The 14291-nt window shown below is 43.7% G+C and carries 12 protein-coding genes; 3 read left to right on the top strand and 9 right to left on the bottom strand.

Translation table 11 applies throughout. The annotated features are described in order from the left end of the window. Nucleotides 1-7: 7 nt before the first annotated feature. The 4 genes from ACTQ16_RS02435 to rfbD form a co-directional block, all read right to left on the bottom strand. Nucleotides 8-1087 (bottom strand): BamA/TamA family outer membrane protein, encoded by a 1080-nt coding sequence (locus ACTQ16_RS02435; protein WP_441936065.1) that lies wholly within the window; start codon nucleotides 1085-1087, stop codon nucleotides 8-10. A 125-nt stretch (nucleotides 1088-1212) separates the two neighbouring features. Further along, the gene (locus tag ACTQ16_RS02440; protein ID WP_153123199.1) at nucleotides 1213-2178 is read right to left on the bottom strand and encodes a PCMD domain-containing protein; all 966 of its coding nucleotides are present in this window, start codon (nucleotides 2176-2178) and stop codon (nucleotides 1213-1215) included. Between the two features lie 241 nt (nucleotides 2179-2419). Next, the gene (locus ACTQ16_RS02445; RefSeq protein ID WP_441931626.1) at nucleotides 2420-3553 is read right to left on the bottom strand and encodes a dTDP-glucose 4,6-dehydratase; all 1134 of its coding nucleotides are present in this window, start codon (nucleotides 3551-3553) and stop codon (nucleotides 2420-2422) included. A gap of 82 nt (nucleotides 3554-3635) precedes the next feature. Further along, the gene (gene rfbD / locus ACTQ16_RS02450) at nucleotides 3636-4508 is read right to left on the bottom strand and encodes a dTDP-4-dehydrorhamnose reductase (protein WP_153123201.1); all 873 of its coding nucleotides are present in this window, start codon (nucleotides 4506-4508) and stop codon (nucleotides 3636-3638) included. Nucleotides 4509-5073: 565 nt separating this feature from the next. On the opposite strand from rfbD, the gene ACTQ16_RS02455 reads away from it, so the two are divergent. Further along, nucleotides 5074-6711: a DUF6377 domain-containing protein gene (locus tag ACTQ16_RS02455; RefSeq protein ID WP_441935935.1), complete on the top strand. Its 1638-nt coding sequence runs from the start codon at nucleotides 5074-5076 to the stop codon at nucleotides 6709-6711. Nucleotides 6712-6806: 95 nt separating this feature from the next. Here ACTQ16_RS02455 and ACTQ16_RS02460 read toward each other — a convergent pair whose 3' ends face one another. Together ACTQ16_RS02460 and ACTQ16_RS02465 are read right to left on the bottom strand one after the other, a co-directional pair. After that, complete coding sequence (locus tag ACTQ16_RS02460; protein ID WP_217761429.1) at nucleotides 6807-7562, bottom strand: SDR family oxidoreductase; 756 nt, start codon at nucleotides 7560-7562, stop codon at nucleotides 6807-6809. A gap of 143 nt (nucleotides 7563-7705) precedes the next feature. Then, complete coding sequence (locus ACTQ16_RS02465; RefSeq protein WP_441935937.1) at nucleotides 7706-8263, bottom strand: histidine phosphatase family protein; 558 nt, start codon at nucleotides 8261-8263, stop codon at nucleotides 7706-7708. Nucleotides 8264-8420: 157 nt separating this feature from the next. On the opposite strand from ACTQ16_RS02465, the gene ACTQ16_RS02470 reads away from it, so the two are divergent. Continuing rightward, complete coding sequence (locus ACTQ16_RS02470; protein WP_294971695.1) at nucleotides 8421-9083, top strand: DUF308 domain-containing protein; 663 nt, start codon at nucleotides 8421-8423, stop codon at nucleotides 9081-9083. Between the two features lie 49 nt (nucleotides 9084-9132). On the opposite strand, the gene udk is transcribed toward ACTQ16_RS02470, so the two are convergent. From udk to ACTQ16_RS02485, 3 genes are read right to left on the bottom strand one after another with little or no spacing between them, the layout of a single operon-like run. Then, nucleotides 9133-9762 (bottom strand): uridine kinase, encoded by a 630-nt coding sequence (gene udk, locus ACTQ16_RS02475; RefSeq protein ID WP_217761432.1) that lies wholly within the window; start codon nucleotides 9760-9762, stop codon nucleotides 9133-9135. Between the two features lie 3 nt (nucleotides 9763-9765). Further along, nucleotides 9766-10335 carry a uracil-DNA glycosylase family protein gene (locus ACTQ16_RS02480; protein WP_294971688.1) on the bottom strand — a complete coding sequence of 190 codons (570 nt, stop codon included), beginning with the start codon at nucleotides 10333-10335 and terminating at the stop codon, nucleotides 9766-9768. A 1-nt stretch (nucleotide 10336) separates the two neighbouring features. Then, the gene (locus ACTQ16_RS02485; protein WP_295346147.1) at nucleotides 10337-11404 is read right to left on the bottom strand and encodes an endonuclease/exonuclease/phosphatase family protein; all 1068 of its coding nucleotides are present in this window, start codon (nucleotides 11402-11404) and stop codon (nucleotides 10337-10339) included. Between the two features lie 276 nt (nucleotides 11405-11680). Here ACTQ16_RS02485 and ACTQ16_RS02490 point away from each other — a divergent pair, with 276 nt between their 5' ends. Further along, nucleotides 11681-14284, top strand: a complete 2604-nt coding sequence (locus ACTQ16_RS02490; protein ID WP_441935938.1) for a TonB-dependent receptor — start codon at nucleotides 11681-11683, stop codon at nucleotides 14282-14284. Nucleotides 14285-14291 lie beyond the last annotated feature (7 nt).

A 14291-nucleotide genomic window follows, 5' to 3' on the forward strand; every position in this document is an offset into this window, starting at 1 on the left:
TCTTGTATTAAAATGCCTCATTGATATTAAACAGAAAGCCAGACTGTCCCGACTTACCAAATCCATAATCCAAACGCACATTGACATTCTTCTTAAACTCCCATCGGTAACCCACACCAACATTAGGCAAAATCCGATTACTGCGCAATTCAGAGAATTTAGGAAAAACGGTTCCAGCTCCAGCCCAAACCACGATGCCATTCCGTTTCCAAACATGTTGGCGCAACTCCACCGTAGCCTCCAAGGAATGCTTGTCACGGTAACGACCCTCGTAATAACCACGCATAGAGCTGGTACCACCTAAATTGGCCATCATACCCCATGAAGGATTGCCGAAATTGAAATTTGCTCCTAAATCTTCGGCAAGAACCGTACCCTCTCCCAACTGCTGATAGCTGTCAAAGCGGAATTTTGTGGTACTGAAGGCATAATCATTTCCCATAAATCGAGGGCGGAACATCTGCTTCAGATTGAGATAGATGCCCCGATGTGGATTGGTAAGATTATCACGATTATCATATACCAGCGATACACCGGCTCCCACATTCCATGTATGGTGATCCATTCCATTCAGTAACTCCGGACGCTCAATGTGCTTACCAATTACATAATCATAACTAGCCATCGGACCAACATAGAAATTGTCTGCCACCCGGAACAGGAAAGCAGCCTCAGCCTGTGCCTGCCATCGTTTCATGTCGCTCTTATTGTCATCGTTATCACCCATCTCATAACCTATTCCCCAGAAATCAGAAGGGAAAGAATAGAAATAAAGACGATAATCTATGCGATAACGACCACGAGGTGCTATATGATTTCCACGAACACCCAACATATAGAAACCTACCGTGCTCACATCACCGAAAAGCGAAACATTGGAAGGAGGAAGTAGGGTATCATTGGCGTCTGAACGATAAAGACCTGCCGCTACCATTCCTAAGCCAAACTTCGTATCAGAAGCATAGTGAGGACCTCCGATGATACTGAAGTCAAACCGCTTATGCTCCTTGTTTTTGTTGGCATCATTAAAATAGTCAAGAAATCGTGTCATCCATGATTTTCTGGCATGCCGGATTGTATCCGCCATCTGCTGTGAGGGGATTGTATCTTGTGAAAATGGCTCAAAGGCATAACAGCCCAATGCCATCATCATGACTAGTATTGTCAGAATATGCTTCATAATGTCTATAATCTTGATTCTACATGTGATTTTTACTCGTAAACCAATGCCACATTATCTATCCACAATGTATTACCCGGTGTACCGATATAGGCTCCACCATGGGATGAAGAGAACTGCAGGATAAGATGCGTAGGCGTCTCATGATTGCCCGCCCATCCGGTTTCCCTTACCGGCACACTTTTTCCCTTGCTGTTGCGGGCATAGTCGGTAGAGCGAAGTCCCATCGTAGCAGCATCATAACCAGCCATGTGACGGATATCGCCATAATGAATGGTATAAGTAGCATCATTCACCCATCCGTTGGTACTTTTTCCATACTTTACTACCATCGTGCCCACTCGTTTGGCTGTGATGTTTCCCTGAGCATCTTCATGGCGCTTCTGCAAATAGAGTACGGCAATGGCATAGTCGCGACCTGCTACAGTGGATGCTCCACTGAATCCATTCTGCTTGATACGGTTAGCTGATTGAGGCATATATGTTTTATAGTCAAATTGTACTGCCTTAGGACGTGCAGTGAACGGAATACCCCAATTGATGGCTTTCGGACCATCTTTGGTACTCGTAATCGGTTCACGTACATCACCCAGGAAAAGGGAACCTGCTGCCAGAACCTTGATATTGATAAGTCCAAGCACCTTCACTTTCTCTATATGGGTTTCCAATTTAGCGCAATATCCATTGCCACGCTTGTCACGATAAACCGAGTTATTGGTTTTGTAGATACCCGAAACATGTGCCAGAACATTGGATGATCCCCAGGGGGAACCACCCTTGTTGGTATAAGGAGTATTACCATTGAGGGTCATATTAGGTCCTACGGCATAGATGGTTTTCTGATTTCCACCAATGATAGCCGACTCCTTGATGTTTCTAATCACCCAGTGATCCATGTTTCCATATTTTAATGGAACTACCTTTTTCTGTCCTTGTACAGGAAGGCTAGATAAGGATGCCAAAGCTATTGCCAAGCTAAATACTATTTTTTTTTCCATACCAGTTTCTTTTATTTCATTTCTGTTTTATTCCTATTCAATCTAAGAGAAATTCACAAGACTTCAATGATAGGATTTGCAAAGATAGAAAAATATTCTGTACTTTTCAGTTTTCCGGAAAATAATGATTGAAAATTAAGAAATAATAATAGATTTAGTCGTTTTTTATCGTATAAAACAAAAAATCCTGCATTTGACTGAGTGGCAAATGCAGGACTTTATGTATAATAATATGTATCAATTATCGATTGGAATACATGTTGTCGTAGTACTTTTGGTAATCACCAGAGGTTACGTTGTCCATCCATTCCTGGTTATCAAGATACCATTTTACAGTTTCCTCGATACCCTCCTCAAACTGGAGAGATGGCTCCCAACCCAATTCCTTCTGCAACTTTCTAGAGTCGATGGCATAACGCATATCGTGACCCTTTCTGTCTGTTACGTAGGTGATAAGATCCATATCCTCGCCTTCCTTTCTACCGAGCAATCTATCAACGGTCTTGATAACCACCTTGATGATATCGATGTTCTTCCACTCGTTGAAACCGCCGATGTTGTAAGTCTCGGCAATCTTGCCCTTATGGAAAATCATATCGATGGCACGGGCATGATCCACTACATACAACCAGTCGCGCACGTTCTCACCCTTACCATATACTGGCAATGGCTTGCGATGACGGATGTTGTTGATGAACAGCGGAATCAACTTCTCTGGGAACTGGTATGGACCGTAGTTGTTAGAGCAGTTGGTCACGATGGTTGGCATACCGTATGTATCGTGGAAAGCACGGACGAAGTGGTCTGAGCTTGCCTTGGATGCTGAGTATGGAGAGTGAGGATTGTACTTGGTAGTCTCCAGGAAGAACTCCTCGCCGTAAGCCTCGTGGTTCTTACCGCTGGATGCCTTGGTAGTGAAAGGAGCAGGAACGCCCTCAGGATGAGTCATCTGCAAGGCACCATACACCTCATCGGTAGAGATGTGGTAGAAACGCTTGCCCTCGTAACCCTCTGGAAGGCTCTCCCAGTAAATCTTTGCCGCCTGGAGCAGAGACAGGGTACCCATCACGTTGGTCTGAGCGAAGGTGAAAGGATCCTTGATACTTCTATCTACATGACTCTCGGCAGCGAGATGAATGATGCCATCCACCTTGTAGTCCTGCATCAGCTTCAACATCTGGTCGAAATCGCAGATATCGCCCTTAACGAAAGTATAGTTAGGCTTGTCCTCAATGTCTTTGAGGTTAGCCAGGTTACCTGCGTAAGTCAACTTGTCGAGGTTGATGATGTGATACTCAGGATATTTGTTCACGAAAAGTCTTACAACGTGTGAGCCGATGAAACCAGCACCGCCCGTGATAATGATATTCTTCATTTACTTTGAACTTTGAAAATTGAACTTTGAACTTTATGATTCGTTTTTTTGAGCAGAAGCTACAAAAGCTTCTAACTCTTTATTATTTTGCTTCCGCCAATTCGGCGATACACTTCTTCAAACTGTCAGTCCAGTATGGCACCTTAAAACCGAAGGTCTGCTTCAGCTTGCTCTTGTCGAGCACAGAGAAGTGAGGACGCTTCACTGGGCTTGGGAACTCCTCGCTGTAGCATGGTTGAATATCGCAGGTGTTGCCGCTGAGTTCGCAGATAATCTTGGCAAAGTCAAACCAGGAGCATACACCCTCGTTAGAGAAGTGATAGATGCCGGTCTTGTCAAGTTGGTTGGTCTCGATGATGTGAGAGATGACAGCAGCAAGGTCACCGGCATAAGTAGGAGTACCCACCTGATCGAATACCACCTTCAGGGTGTCGTGGCTAGCCGTGAGACTCTGCATGGTCTTCACGAAATTCTTTCCCCACTGAGAGTAGAGCCAAGCAGTGCGAATAATGATATGCTTGCAGCCCGTAGCCTCGATACTCTTTTCACCCGCCAATTTGGTCTTACCATATACACCAAGCGGATTGGTTTCCCAATCTTCCTTACAAGGAATATTCTTATCGCCTTGGAACACATAGTCGGTACTAACATGAATGAGGGTACCATCTACTTCCTTCATTGCCTGAGCCAAATTGCCAGCCGCAGTATTATTAAGTAAATTGGCTAAATCAAAATCACTCTCAGCCTTATCCACGTTGGTATAAGCTGCACAATTAACGATAACCTGAATATCATTCTCCTTTACGCTGGCACGGATAGCGTCAAGATTAGTGATATCCAATTTCTCATAGCCTTCAGCCACATCGGTGAAGACAAACTTGTGATTGCTTCTTTTGGCGCAAATCTGCATTTCATGACCCAACTGGCCATTAGCGCCTGTTACTAAAATATTCATTGGTCGTTAAATATTACCTTTTAATAAAACTATGTGGCAAAAGTACAGATTATTTCTGAGATTCCCAAAAAATAGCAGAGGAATTTGTATTAATAATATATAAATAAGGTGTAAACCCTAAAAATGGAAAATGAAGAAGACAAAAAAACCGCCAGAATCTTTCACAAGAGCCTGACGGGTTTAACCTAATACACTAATTTTCTTTTCCCTTAGATAAACTAAAACCTGTTTTTTATTTAAATCAACATACTAAATCAACAAAAGGAATATGTACCTTAGAAGACTTGAAGTGGTAGTATAATAACTACTTTTTTCTTTTTTCGATTGCAAAGATACTACAAAAAATCTACAGTTGTATCCCTAAGTAGCAGAAAAGTAAATGGAAAGTAAAATTCCACCTTTCTAACTTGTTTTAAATCAAAAACTTACAAAATTAACCATTTTTATCAAAGTAAATACTATAATACCATTTTTTATTTGTATCTTTGCAACACAAAAACGACAAATAGACTAATTTTATCCTTTTCAGACTACAATTATGTCATTTACAAAACATAAACAGAAGATGAGACTATTACTAATACTTCTTATGCTTATGATGCCACTGCTCGCTCAAAGCAAAACCGACGAGAAAAAGCTCCTGGAGCGTATCGACTACATGATTGATAACGACAAGCATTATCAAGATATCAAGGAAAACGAGCTCAAACATCTGAAACAGCTAGCCTTTGATGCAGAAGATGACAAGACCCGTCTCCTTTTCCTTGACAGCATATACCGTGCCTACAGCGCCTACCGCTACGACTCGGCATACGCTTACATGCAGCGTGGACTGGAGTTGGCAAAGAAGGTCAACGATACCTATTATATAACTCTCAACCAAATTAACCGGGCGTCAGTACTCTCGGTAAGGGGATTCTATGGCAAAGCCGAAGCTCTGCTCCAGACACTCAACCCAGAAACAATGCCCTACAAACAGAAGTTATACTATTACTTTACCTTCGCCTGGATCTATAATTACTGGGAATCATACGCCCAAAACTCTGATTACGCAAAAGAATTCCGTGACCAGAAAAAGCATTTCATGGGTCTATTGCTCCAGAATTTCAACGAAGACAGCAAGCATACCAGCTACTATCATTATCTCATGGGCGAAAACATCTATTTGGATGAGCCTACCAGCAAGCAGTCGCTCTACCATTTCATGAAGGCAGTGAAGATGTCTCCAGCCAAATCACGCATCCATGCCATGTCGGCATACGGTGCCGCCAGATATTACAAACTTACAGGTAACTTCGATCTCTACGAGGAATATCTCGTAGAAGCATCTGTCACCGACGGTCTATGCCAACTCAAGGAGACAGTAGCCCTGCAGAAACTTGCCTACTTTCTTTTTAAAAAGGATGCAAGCAACAGTAAGAGAGCAGCCAAATACATCCAGCACACGATGGAAGACGCCCAGTTCTTCAACAACCGACTGCGCATGATGGAAATTTCCAATATCCTCCCTGTCATCGCTTCTGCCAACCAGCAGGCTGCCGAGAAATCACGTACCCGTTTCCTCTTCGGCTTCATCGGTGTTAGCGTAGCACTCATCATCATCCTCATTCTCTCCTTCGTCAACAACCGACAGAAGAACAAGCTGAAGAAAAACAAGCAGGAAATAGAAGAGCAGAACGAGAAACAGAAAGAAATGAACGCACAGCTCACCAAGCTGAACCAGCAGCTGATAGAAACAAACATCAAGCGAGAGACCTACATGCGACTCTTCATGGACATCAGTGCGGCATATATCAGAAAATTGTCAGATTACCGCAAACTGGTGAACCGAAAGATCAAGGCTAACCAGACTGCCGACCTGCTGAAAACCCTCAACACCCACAAGATGGAAGAGGAGGAGTCACAGATGTTCTACAACCGCTTCGACAAGGCGTTCATGGAACTGTATCCCGGTTTCGTGACAGAGTTGAACAAGCTCCTGCTGCCAGAATGCCAGCTGGAACTTCCTACTGCCCACACCCTGACCACGGAAATCCGTATCTATACATTGATGCGACTAGGCATAACCGACAGTCAGGAGATAGCCACCCTGCTGCATTATTCCACCCAGACCATCTACAACTATAAATCGGGCATGAGAGCAAAGGCAAAGAATCGCGAGACTTTTGAGAGCGACATCAACCGTCTCTGCCATATTATATAATAAGAAGTTAAAGGAGTTTAGACAACAGTCTTTTTGGCGTAGATTTTAAGCAGCAAGACATACGTCTTAACTCCTTTAACTCCTATAATATGCGACTAATCGCGATGGATAACCGTTCCGTTTGCCTGATGCGTAGCAAGAACCAGCACCTCTGCTATCTGCACATGTTCAGGAGCAGAAGCTGCATAGTAAGCCACGTCAGCCACATCATCACCATTCAAAGGAGTGATACCACGATAAACCTGGTCAGCTCGCGCATTATCACCATGGAAACGGACATTAGAGAAATTGGTTTCTACCAATCCAGGTTTCACATTGGTTACACGCACCTTGGTATGTGCCACATCAATACGCAACCCATCAGAGATAGCTTTAACGGCAGCCTTGGTGGCACAATAAACATTGCCTCCGGCGTAAGCAGCATCTCCTGCCACACTACCAATATTGATAATATGACCATGATTACGTTTAATCATGCCAGGCACAATCAGGCGAGTCATGGTAAGAAGTCCCTTGATATTGGTATCAATCATCTGATCCCAATCCTCAAAATCACCTTCATACTCCGGTTCCAGACCACGAGCCAATCCGGCATTATTGATCAGCACATCAATATTGCGCCATGCATCAGGAATATAATCTACAGCCTTCTTTGCTGCCTCACGATTACGGACATCGAAAGCTAAAGCCAAGACTTCAGTGCCTTCTGCCTCTAATTCCTTTTTCAGGATTTCCAACTTGCCAGTATTTCTACCAGTGATAATAAGATTGTAACCACCTCTTGCAAAGCGGCGAGCGCAACCTTCGCCTATTCCGCTTGTTGCACCTGTGATAAGAGCTATTTTATTCATTTGCTTTGAACTTTGATTTTTTAACTTGTTACTTTGAACTTTGAGCTTTGAACTTTGAGCTTTATGATTAGTAAAGCATATGATTTGGCTTTCCCTTCGGCCGCCGAACGTTGTTTCTTCACTCTTCGTTCTTCATTCTTCACTTAAAGTATCAGAACCCTCACTTCTGCATTTGTCATTTTCTCTATCTGATTCATCGGGCGTTTGAAATAGACACTCTGAATCGCCTTATTGATGATGCCATGTCCCACTGCCAGAATAGTCTTATCGGGATAAGCAACCTTGAGCCAGGTAAGAAAATTCTGAGCTCTGGACTTCATCCTTTCCAAAGTTTCTATATTATCAGGCCAATCCTTTGGATCCTTAGGCAAGGAAGGAATGAACTTACCCGTAAAGTCACCCCAATCCCGCTCTCTCAGCAATGGAGTGGTAACGATATGAGCATCAAGCTCCTCATCTGTCAGATTACCAGTCAGAGAGAGAGCTTCTATATGAGGACGGGCAATAATCTTACAAGTCTGAATACTGCGATACAGATCACTGGAAACGAAGGCATCAATAGGTTCGTTTACCATCTTCCTGGCAACCTCCCCAGCTTGCTCAAGACCTTTCGCATTCAGCTTGCCCGGTGTCTGCCCCTGCATGATCTGAGCAGCATTATCCACGGTCTCACCATGGCGCACAAGATATAACTTTGTCATAGCTTATAGTTTTTGCTTACAAAATTACTCATAATTGGCGAAAATAAGGAATAATTTGCGTTAAATAAATCATAAAAATCATGCTTTCTCAATTTTCTTTCGTATTTTTGCATAAAGATTAATATAACATTGCAAAATCGTTTTAAAAAAGATAAGTATGAAAGTAGTACATAGTTCTTTGTTTCGTGCCGTCTGCGCCATCATCATTGGTGTTTTACTCATCCAATACCGCGAACAGACAGTCACATGGATTACCATCGCTATCGGTGTGTTGTTTTTCCTTTCAGGAGCCATCTCCCTCATCTCCTACTTCAGCGCTAAGAGAACTGCAGAGAAGATGCAAGGCCAGATGCTTTCTGACGCCAACGGCAAACAGATTATCGGAATCAAGCCCAACTTCCCTATCGTTGGTTTGGGCAGTCTGATTCTCGGCATGATTCTGGCATTGATGCCAAATGTATTCATCGCATGGCTGATGTTTATCCTTTCGGCAATCCTGATCTTGGGTGCCATCACTCAAATGGCAAATCTGGTAACAGCTGCCAAGATGGGGCGTGTGGGCATCATCTACTGGCTTATGCCTTCAGCCCTTCTGCTCTTGGGTATACTGGCAGTCATCAAGCCTTCTGCCTTAGCCTCAGCCCCATTGCTTATCATCGGTTGGGCCATGTTGGTATACGGTGTAGTAGAATGTGCCAATGCCTTCAAGATTTCCAACAACCGACGTAACTGGCAGAGAAAGAACAACCAAAAGAACAACATCGTAGTAGACTCAGATTCTACCAGTACCCAAAACGAAGAAGTTACTTTTATTGAATAGAAAACAAAATAGCCTCACAAGTATCTTCAAACTTGCGAGGCTATTTTTATTATTTTTCTACGAGTCCCTCTACATAGCGACAAAGGATACTAATACCCTTTTCATTCTCACCTCCCTGCGGAATGATGATATCTGCATAACGCTTGGTTGGCTCGATAAACTGCTCGTGCATAGGCTTAAGAACCTTGAGATAACGGTCTACGACCATTGATACCGTTCTACCTCTGTCTATCGTATCACGCTGAATATTACGAATCAAGCGTTCATCAGCATCGGTATCTACAAATACCTTCAGGTCCATCAAGCTGCGCAATTTCTTATCCACCAAGGTCATGATACCCTCAATAATCACTACCGGCTTTGGCTCTACATGAATCGTCTCCGGTTCACGATTGCATTTGAGATAACTGTAAGTAGGCTGCTCTATTGCCTTGCCTGCACGCAAATCAGCCAGCTGCTGATGCAAGAGTTTCCAGTCGAAAGCCGACGGATGGTCGAAATTAATTTGATGGCGTTCCTCTTCCGTCATATGCGAGGTGTCATTATAATAAGAGTCGAGCGGCACCACTGCTACATAATGCGGCGGCAGCACTTCTACGAGTTTCTTTACTACTGTTGTCTTGCCAGAACCTGTACCTCCAGCAATACCTATCACCGTTACCTTATCTATCTTTTCCATTTTCTATAAGATTTCTTCAAACATTTTGCGATAATACTCAGCCTTTTTCTCCACCGCCATCGGATAAGCCCTGGAACTGGACGGCATGCGGTAAAGCCTAAGCTGACGAGTTCCGACAGTAAACTCTACAAATTCTCCCATCTTGGGAAGCGAACGAATGCCAAAATGGTCAGAAAAGACCTTGGTGGCAAGCTGTCCTGCCGTAAGAACCGCCTTACATTCGGGTAATCTGGCAAGCATACCATCCAGATCAGAAGGCTGCACTATTTGCAAGTCTTTATCAGAAGCCGTATTCTTGGTTCGAACCACCTGTTGGGCGGTATCATAGATAGCAACTCCTTTTTCTTTCAGAAAATCCTTGATGGCATCCAGCCTATAAGTCTTATGTTCCACATCTACGAAATGGAATTTATCTCCGAAGTAAATCAGTCCGAATATTCTCCACATGTCGTTCTGGAAGTTAGGATAATACCAGGGCATGCACCATCGCTTCTCTGCGGGTGGAAAGGTACCGAGCATCAGCAACTTGGCATTGCCCGGTAACCATGGTTCAAAAGGATGTTCTTCAACCATTTTATTTTTTCTCCTTCACCAAATATAAAACTACAGGCAAGTGATCACTGTAACCGTTGAGCCATCTGCCACCCGCTTTGGTACGCAAAGGAGCTCCCTTGTACTGTCCTTCCTGCTGAATCAGATAATCTCTGCGGAATACGTGGTGCTTCCAATACTTCAAGCTGCTGTAATCCTTGTTCTTAGAATCCTTATTCAAAAGACTAGGCGAAAGCACAATCTGATCGAAAAGGTTCCAGGAGCCATTATAGAACAAAGTACCCTTACCCTCCTTAGCCAGGATATTATACCATGGATTATACATATCATCAGGACCAACCTCAGAGATTTCTGCCTTTGCTTTCAATACCTTGTGCATACTCTCATTGGTAGGATCATCATTCATATCACCCATCACAAAGACCTTCATCCCAGGATTTAGGCGGAGCAGAGAATCTTTCACAACTTTCGTTTGACGAGCACCACTCTCGCGATAGAACGGTCCAGAGAAACGGCTAGGCCAGTGACATACAATGACAGCCACATCATCACCTCCCATTTCACCACGTACGGTAAGGAATCCGCGAGTCATGAAAGCCGAATCCTTTTCCAATTCCTGGACGTAAGGAACCAACTTTACATTCTTGACAGTGAAAAGTGCTGGATTATAAATTAAAGCACAGTCAATACCACGCTTATCAGGACCCTCAACATGACAGAATTGCATATTGCGAGCCTTCAAAGGAGGCTGAGCTGTAAGATCTTTCAAGACGTTGGCATTCTCCACCTCGGCAAGACCAATAAATGCACATCCCACGTTAGGCAGCACATCAGTACCCATATCAGCAAGGGCTCTGGACATATTCTTCAATTTGTTGGTATACTTCATACCATTCCATCCCTTGGCAGGCAAATATTCATAATCATTCTTACCCGCATCATGACAGGTATCAAAGAGATTCTCCTGATTGTAGAATCCAACAGCATATACCTGAAACTGTTTACCACTAGAAGCCTTTGATTTCTTCTGGGCAATAGCACCCAAACTTATAAAAAGCAAGGCTGCCAAAAAAAGCATTTGTTTTCTCATACCACCTATTTAATATTAAAGTTATATACTTTTTAGTATGCACACAGCACATAACTGTGCGATTTTGTTGGGCAAAGATAGTACAAAAACCGCAGATTTCCCCATAAAAATGAATATTTTTTCAGAATTCATTCATTTTTAACTAAAAAGACTTTCTTTTTCAAAAAATTATTTGTTACTTTGCAGCATTAAAAACAAATTTATAATTATCTTGAGGCAAGAACCTTATAAAGGTACCGTCTATAAGTAATTATTAATTCTTAATAACGATAAACTATGCAAAAGAAAGTAAACTTAGCAACGTTAGCACTCTTTTCCTGTACGCTTGCTATGGCTCAAAATGAAAAAACAGAGCAAAACATAGCACAGGGTCTTGACGAGAATGCTTTTACCTTCTCCGAGGCACAGTTGGGTGAGGACGATGACATGTCTTCAAATGTCACCATCCTCAATTCAACCAGCAACGTTTTCGCCAGCAAGGCAGGTTACCTGTTCTCGCCCGTCCGTTTCCGCTATCGTGCCTTCAACCAGAAGTACAATGATGTCTATATTAATGGAACAGCCATGAACGATATGGAGACGGGACAGTTCAGATTTTCCAACATCGGTGGTTTGAACCGTTTCTCCAGAAATGTAGACTTTTCTTTACCTTTTGAAGCCAACAATTACTCAATGACAGGTATGGCGGGTTCAAACAACTACGATTTCCGTGCAGGAAGCATGCAGGAAGGTCAGTATGCCAGCGTGGCTGCTGCCAACCGCAACTACACACTTCGTGGATTATACACCTATGCCAGCGGTTTCAATGAGAAAGGTTGGGCTATCACTGCCGGATTGACCTATCGCTGGGCAAACCGTGGATATGTAGAGGGAACCTTCTACAATGCTCTCTCCTATTTCTTCGGAGTACAGAAGAAATGGATGAACGGTCACTCACTGAGCTTCTCTACCTGGGGTAACCCTACCGAAAGAAGTACTCAGGGAGCATCTACAGATGAGGCTTACTGGCTTGCCAACGACTACTATTACAACCCATACTGGGGGTATCAGAACGGGCACAAGAGAAACTCACGCGTAGTGAACGACTTTGCACCTTCTGCTATCGCTACATGGGATTGGGACATCAATGACAAGATGAAGCTCACTACCTCACTGTTTGGCAAATACTCGATGTACAAGAGCACCAAACTCAACTACAACAACGCCGAGAACCCTCAGCCAGACTATTGGAAGAACATGCCATCGGCTAACTTCTACGTATGGGGCGACTTCAAGAACGGTAACAATGCTTATAACTGGGACAGCTGGAACAACGCTGTAAACTACTGGACAGCAAGCAAGGCGAACAGACAGATTGATTGGGACCGTCTCTACTATTCTAACCAGCAGGCTGCAAAGAATGGTCAGGAAACCATGTACTATCTGCAGGCAAAGCATAATGACAACCTCAATGTAAGTTTGTCATCAACCCTGAACACCAAGTTGACCAAGAAGTCTAGCCTGGCTACAGGTCTCATGCTTGGCACCAATAGCAATCGCCATTATCAGACCATGGAGGATATGCTCGGCGGAACTATATTCCACAACGTAAACTCTTATGCTATCGGTGATTATCCTATCACAGACCCACGTGTACAGTATGACCTTAACACAGCTGGTCCAAACAACACTGGTAAACTTGTCTATGAGGGTGACAAATTCGGTTACGACTATCGTATCGATGTAAACAAGGCGAACCTCTGGAGCACCTATACCAGCGAATTCTACCGCATGAAGGCAATGTTGAGTGGCCGTATCGGTTATACAGGCATGAAGCGTCATGGATATATGCGCAATGGTATGGCAGCCAACAACAGTTACGGCAACAGCGAGACAGCCAACTTCCTGGATGGAGGTATGAAGGGAAGCCTGAATGTAGACTTAGGCAGAGGTCATGCTTTCAGCATTGGCGCTGGCTACGAATGGCGTGCCCCTATGGCTAATACTGCATTTATTGCACCAGAAATCAACAATGATTTCGTAACCAATCTCAAGAACGAACGCATCTTCAGCTCAGAATTCAGCTACCAGTATCGCAATGCATGGCTGCATGCCAACTTAAGCGGTTACTATAGCCGTCTGGAACATGTTACAGAGTGGCAGAACTTCTACAACGATGATGAGAACTCATTTACATACGTAAGTATGACCGGTCTGAAGAAGGAATACTATGGCTTGGAAGCTGGCTTGAAGTTCAAACTCACTTCATGGCTCGACCTCAAGACCTTGGGAGCTATCAGCGAGGCAAAGAACATCAACAATGTAACAGCCAACTATATGCTCTCTAAGAGTGCTGAGGTTTATACCGACAAGGCTTACGTTCTTGACATGCGAGAGAGCGGAACTCCACTCACAGTGGGAAGCATCGGTCTGAGCACACATCTGAACGGATGGTTCATCGATGTGAATGCCAACTACTATGACCGTATCTACCTCTCTTATTCTCCTAGCTACCGCTACGAGAAAGTGCTCAAGAACCGTCAGTCGGCTCACCAGAAGTATCCAGAGATATTCCCGGCAGTAGTTACAGAAGATGGAAACAGCTGGTTGCCAGAAGCTGTAGCACAGGCTAAGGGGCATGGCGGTTGGATGGTAGATATGAGCATCGGCAAGAGCGTAAGATTGAAGAAGGGCTCACTCAACTTCAACCTCATGATTACCAACCTCTTCAACAACCAGAAGATGGTTACTGGTGGCTACGAACAGAATTCACGTTCAGGCTATACGCTCACCACAGACGGAGAGGTCAACAATGTTCGTATTTATCAGTTCTCAAAGAATCCTAAGAAGTATTACGCATTTGGTACCAATGGTATGTTCCAGATAGGATACCGATTCTAAAAACAAT

Source organism: Prevotella sp. LCP21S3_D2 (assembly GCF_052118345.1).
Classification (GTDB): Bacteria; Bacteroidota; Bacteroidia; order Bacteroidales; family Bacteroidaceae; genus Prevotella.

Coding starts and splice junctions, on each gene's coding strand:
- ACTQ16_RS02455 (WP_441935935.1), top strand. CDS start 5,074: ATGAGACTATTACTAATACTTCTTATGCTTATGATGCCACTGCTCGCT.
- udk (WP_217761432.1), bottom strand. CDS start 9,762: ATGGAAAAGATAGATAAGGTAACGGTGATAGGTATTGCTGGAGGTACA.
- ACTQ16_RS02460 (WP_217761429.1), bottom strand. CDS start 7,562: ATGAATAAAATAGCTCTTATCACAGGTGCAACAAGCGGAATAGGCGAA.
- ACTQ16_RS02470 (WP_294971695.1), top strand. CDS start 8,421: ATGAAAGTAGTACATAGTTCTTTGTTTCGTGCCGTCTGCGCCATCATC.
- ACTQ16_RS02465 (WP_441935937.1), bottom strand. CDS start 8,263: ATGACAAAGTTATATCTTGTGCGCCATGGTGAGACCGTGGATAATGCT.
- ACTQ16_RS02480 (WP_294971688.1), bottom strand. CDS start 10,335: ATGGTTGAAGAACATCCTTTTGAACCATGGTTACCGGGCAATGCCAAG.
- ACTQ16_RS02490 (WP_441935938.1), top strand. CDS start 11,681: ATGCAAAAGAAAGTAAACTTAGCAACGTTAGCACTCTTTTCCTGTACG.
- ACTQ16_RS02440 (WP_153123199.1), bottom strand. CDS start 2,178: ATGGAAAAAAAAATAGTATTTAGCTTGGCAATAGCTTTGGCATCCTTA.
- ACTQ16_RS02445 (WP_441931626.1), bottom strand. CDS start 3,553: ATGAAGAATATCATTATCACGGGCGGTGCTGGTTTCATCGGCTCACAC.
- rfbD (WP_153123201.1), bottom strand. CDS start 4,508: ATGAATATTTTAGTAACAGGCGCTAATGGCCAGTTGGGTCATGAAATG.
- ACTQ16_RS02485 (WP_295346147.1), bottom strand. CDS start 11,404: ATGAGAAAACAAATGCTTTTTTTGGCAGCCTTGCTTTTTATAAGTTTG.
- ACTQ16_RS02435 (WP_441936065.1), bottom strand. CDS start 1,087: ATGGCGGATACAATCCGGCATGCCAGAAAATCATGGATGACACGATTT.